Origin of the sequence: Streptomyces boluensis, from assembly GCF_009908195.1 — a bacterium.
GTDB lineage: Bacteria > Actinomycetota > Actinomycetes > Streptomycetales > Streptomycetaceae > Streptomyces > Streptomyces boluensis.
Genome location: NZ_JAAAHS010000590.1, coordinates 1 through 3,065 on the forward strand (window position 1 = coordinate 1; position 3,065 = coordinate 3,065).

A 3,065-nucleotide genomic window follows, 5' to 3' on the forward strand; every position below is an offset into this window, starting at 1 on the left:
GGGCGGGAGGTCAGGCGCGCTTGCCGACCTCGTGCGTGGCCCGCGTCCAGGCGCGGGCCTGCTCGCTGAGGGTGATGCCGAGACCGGGGCGCGCGGACACGTGCATCCGGCCGTCGCTGATGGCGAGCCGCTCGTTGAACAGCGGCTCCAGCCAGTCGAAGTGCTCCACCCACGGCTCGATCGGGTACGCCGCCGCGAGGTGCAGATGGATCTCCATCGCGAAGTGCGGGGCCAGCTGCAGCTGTTGGTGCTCGGCAAGCGCCGCGAGCTTCAGGAACTGGGTGATGCCGCCGATCCGCGGGGCGTCCGGCTGGATCACATCGGCGGCGCCCTGCCGGATCAGCTCCCAGTGCTCGGCGACGCTCGCCAGCATCTCGCCGGTCGCGACCGGCGTGTCCAGGGAGGCCGCGAGCGCGGCGTGGCCCTGCGCGTCGTACGCGTCGAGGGGCTCCTCGATCCATACGAGGCCGAACTCCTCCAGGGCCCGCCCCATGCGCTGCGCGGTCGGCCGGTCCCACTGCTGGTTGGCGTCCACCATCAGCGGTACGTCGTCGCCGATGTGCTCGCGCACCGCGGTCAGCCGCCGCAGGTCCTGCTTGCCGTCCGGGTGCCCGACCTTGATCTTGAGGCCGCCGATGCCGCTCTCCAGGGAGGCCGTGGCGTTCTCCAGGACCTGTTCGGTCGGCGTGTGCAGAAAGCCGCCGGACGTGTTGTAACAGCGCACCGAGTCACGGTGCGCGCCGAGCAGCTTGGCCAGCGGCAGCCCCGCCCGCTTCGCCTTGAGGTCCCACAGGGCCACGTCGTACGCGGCTATGGCCTGGGTGGCGAGACCGCTGCGGCCGACCGAGGCGCCCGCCCAGACCAGCTTGGTCCAGAGCTTGCCGATGTCGCTGGGGTCCTCCCCGAGCAGGTTCTCGGCGATCTCCCTGGCGTGCGCGAACTGGCCGGGGCCGCCCGCCCGTTTCGAGTAGCTGAAGCCGATGCCCTGGTGCCCCTGCGCGGTCTCCACCTCGACGAACAGGAACGCCACCTCCGTCATCGGCTTCTGCCGGCCGGTGAGCACCTTGGCGTCGCTGACCGGTGTGGCCAGCGGCAGTGTGACCGAGGAGAGCTTGATCCACGTGATCGTGTCGAGCGTCGCCCCGCCCGCACTCCGCGCGGTGCCCGTGGTTGCCTGCGTCATCGTCACCACTTCGAGTCCCTGTCTCTGCGCCGTGTCACTGCGCCCTGTCTTTGCGCCGTGTCTCCGCGCCGTGTCTCTGTGACCGTTGCTTGTCACCTGCTTGTGCCCTGAAGCTAAGGTCGGCGATTGATCCACGTCCAACATTGTTTTTGGATCGTCCGATACTGGAGGGGCATCAATGTTCACGCTCACACAGCTGGTGAGCTTCGTGGCCGTCGCGGAGGAACTGCACTTCACCCGGGCCGCGGAGCGCCTGCGCATGACCCAGCCGCCGCTGAGCCGGCAGATCCAGCTCCTGGAGCACGAGTTGGGCGTCCAGCTCCTGGACCGCACCAACCGCTCGGTGCGCCTCACCCCGGCCGGGCGTTCCTTCCTCAACGAGGCGCGGCGCATCCTGCGTCAGGCCGAGTCCGCCGCCCTCGCCGCGCGCCAGGTCTCGGCGGGGGAGGCCGGGGCCATCGCCATCGGTTTCACCGCCGCCAGCGCGTACCGCACCCTGGGCACCCTCCTCGACGTGGCGCGTACGGCCACGCCCGGCGCGGAACTCGTCCTGCGTGAGCTGGTCACCCGTGACCAACTGGAGGCGATCACCGAAGGCTCCCTCGACCTGGGCATGATCCGCCCATCGAGTACGGGACCCGACCTGGACACCCGGCCCGCGCTGCGCGAGGGGCTGCTCGCCGCCGTACCGCACGACCATCCGCTCGCCGGGGGCGAAGGGCCGCTCCAGGTGGCGGACTTCGACGGCCAGGAGATGCTGATGTACTCGCCGGTCGAGGCCCGCTACTTCCACGAGCTCCTGGTCAGCGTCTTCCGCGCCGCGCGGGTCACCCCGGTGTTCACGCAGTACCTCAGCCAGGTCCACAGCCTGCTCGCGATGGCCAACGCGGGCTGGGGCATCGCACTCGTCCCGGAGGCGGCGGCACAGATGCGGTTCCCCGGGATCACGTTCCGGCCCCTGGAACTCGACGACCCGGAGCCTGTCGAACTGCACCTGGTGTGGCGCCGGAACAACGACAACCCGGCATTGCACGCGTTGCTCCGCCATCTCTGACCGGGGGGGCGTACGGGTCGTACGGGTCGTGCGGGCGGCGCGGGTCGTACCGTCACGCGGTCATGCCGGGAAGGTATCGCAGCCTACAAAAATCAACCTGGACGCGAATGGAGCGCGAACCTACGGTCAACTCAGCCGCGGCCCCTGTGGCTTGGGCCACACGCGGCTGAGCCGCCGCCTCCCTCGCATCCTGGAGATCGCCCCTCATGACAGCTCTCGACCGGCAGGACGAGCCGGTGACCGCAGTCCGTCCCGCGACAGCGGGCCGCCTCAGATATCTGATCCTGGCCATGCTCTTCGCCGTCACCACGATCAACTACGCGGACCGGGCCACCCTCTCCATCGCCGGTGACGCGATGCAGCGGGACCTGCACATCAGCTCCGGCGAGCTGGGCCTGCTCTTCTCCGCGTTCTCCTGGTCGTATCTGATCGCCCAGATACCCGGCGGCTGGCTGCTCGACCGGTACGGCTCCAAGAAGGTCTACGGCGCCGCCATCTTCCTGTGGTCCGTGTTCACGATGATGCAGGGCGCCATCGGCTTCTTCTCCGGCGCGGCCGTCGTCCTGCTGTTCGTGCTGCGGTTCGTGGTCGGCCTCGCGGAGGCCCCGTCCTTCCCCGGCAACTCCCGGATCGTCGCGGCCTGGTTCCCCACGAAGGAACGCGGTTTCGCCGCCGCGCTGTTCAACTCCGCCCAGTACTTCGCCACCGTCGCCTTCGCCCCGCTGATGGGCTGGCTGGTCGTCTCGCTCGGCTGGGAGCACGTCTTCACGGTGGTCGGCGGTGTCGGTGTGGTCCTCGCGCTGATCTGGACGAAGGTCATCCACCCGC

The 3,065-nt window shown here is 69.6% G+C and carries 3 protein-coding genes; 2 read left to right on the forward strand and 1 reads right to left on the reverse strand.

The genetic code is table 11. The features are described 5' to 3' along the window. Positions 1 to 10: 10 nt before the first annotated feature. Positions 11 to 1,183, reverse strand: coding sequence for an L-talarate/galactarate dehydratase (locus GUY60_RS36280; RefSeq protein WP_187370216.1), 1,173 nt, complete (start codon positions 1,181 to 1,183; stop codon positions 11 to 13). Between the two features lie 178 nt (positions 1,184 to 1,361). Here GUY60_RS36280 and GUY60_RS36285 point away from each other — a divergent pair, with 178 nt between their 5' ends. Together GUY60_RS36285 and GUY60_RS36290 are read left to right on the forward strand one after the other, a co-directional pair. After that, positions 1,362 to 2,237, forward strand: a complete 876-nt coding sequence (locus GUY60_RS36285) for a LysR substrate-binding domain-containing protein (RefSeq protein WP_161705740.1) — start codon at positions 1,362 to 1,364, stop codon at positions 2,235 to 2,237. A 206-nt stretch (positions 2,238 to 2,443) separates the two neighbouring features. Further along, positions 2,444 to 3,065, forward strand: a 622-nt coding sequence (locus GUY60_RS36290; protein WP_161705742.1) for an MFS transporter, incomplete at its 3' end; no start/stop codon positions are given.

Excerpts from the sequence above, each read along its gene's own strand:
- GUY60_RS36285 (WP_161705740.1), top strand. The coding sequence starts at position 1,362 with ATGTTCACGCTCACACAGCTGGTGAGCTTCGTGGCCGTCGCGGAGGAA.
- GUY60_RS36280 (WP_187370216.1), bottom strand. The coding sequence starts at position 1,183 with ATGACGCAGGCAACCACGGGCACCGCGCGGAGTGCGGGCGGGGCGACG.